Here is a 1,009-nt window from a genome sequence, read left to right as displayed (position 1 = left end):
GCAAACAGGCAGTTGAATTGGGCTTAGCCAACCAAGCTTTTGCTAGTAGCGATGAGGTATAGTTAAAGAAATATAGAAGTGCTACAATAACAAAATGGCATACTCAACCGACTACCGACAAATGATACTGGACAAGCACAAAGCAGGAAGAAGCATTCGTAGCCTTGCCCAAGAATTTAATATCAGCACACGCACTTTACAAAACTGGAAAAAACAACCAGAACGTAAAGTGGTTAAAACTCGTAAAGGCAAAATCGACATGGCTTTACTCAAGCAAGATGTCGAAAAATACCCTGATAGCTACCAACGAGAGCGAGCCGTACGTTTCAACTGCACTCAAAGAGCAATTGGGATAGCCTTAAAGCGGCTTAAAATCACTCAAAAAAAAGATACTTAAACACCCACAGGCAGATGAAATAAAACGTCAAGTGTTTATCGAGCAACTGGCAGACTATCAAAGCAGCAACCGACCTATTATCTACCTTGATGAATGTGGCTTTAAAACTAGTAGCTATCGCCCTTATGCTTATGCACCAAGGGGACAAAAATGCTTTGATAGCTACAACTGGCAGCTAAAAAGTACCACCAATGCGATTGGGGCTATTCATGGTAATCAGCTGTTTGCTGTAGGGCTATACGATTTTAATATTAACGCTGATGTCTTTTATCATTGGACAAAAAATCTGTTATTACCTGCATTGTCACCACATAGCTTGATTGTAATGGATAACGCTAGATTTCACATTCGAGAAGATATTAAAAATCTTATCGAGCAAGCAGGTCATACAATTCTTTGGTTGCCGCCTTACAGTCCTGACCTCAATCCCATTGAACATATTTGGGCTTGGGTTAAAAGGTTAAGACAAGATTGGCGACTTGATGATATCGATAAGCTATTCTTCTACTTTATGTGGATTTGTGGTAGTTTTTAATTTCTTTTACTATAGAATAGCGCGTTGTTGCCCTGTGGCGATTTTTGATATAAATATGCGAGATTAGAATATTCTGA

The 1,009-nt window shown here is 39.0% G+C and carries 2 protein-coding genes; both read left to right on the top strand.

The annotated features are described in order from the left end of the window. Positions 1–94 precede the first annotated feature (94 nt). A complete protein-coding gene (locus RT143_RS12295; RefSeq protein ID WP_007115011.1) occupies positions 95–397 on the top strand; it encodes an IS630 transposase-related protein in 303 nt (100 codons plus the stop codon). 31 nt (positions 398–428) lie between these two features. Next, positions 429–932 carry an IS630 family transposase gene (locus RT143_RS12290; protein ID WP_007115010.1) on the top strand — a complete coding sequence of 168 codons (504 nt, stop codon included), beginning with the start codon at positions 429–431 and terminating at the stop codon, positions 930–932. Positions 933–1,009: the final 77 nt, after the last annotated feature.

It is taken from the genome of Moraxella sp. CTOTU48268 (assembly GCF_032069585.1).
Classification (GTDB): Bacteria; Pseudomonadota; Gammaproteobacteria; order Pseudomonadales; family Moraxellaceae; genus Faucicola; species Faucicola cinerea.
Note: the sequence above shows the minus strand (reverse complement) of the source record. Positions and strands in the feature narration are given on the sequence as shown.

Excerpts from the sequence above, each read along its gene's own strand:
- RT143_RS12295 (WP_007115011.1), top strand. The coding sequence starts at position 95 with ATGGCATACTCAACCGACTACCGACAAATGATACTGGACAAGCACAAA.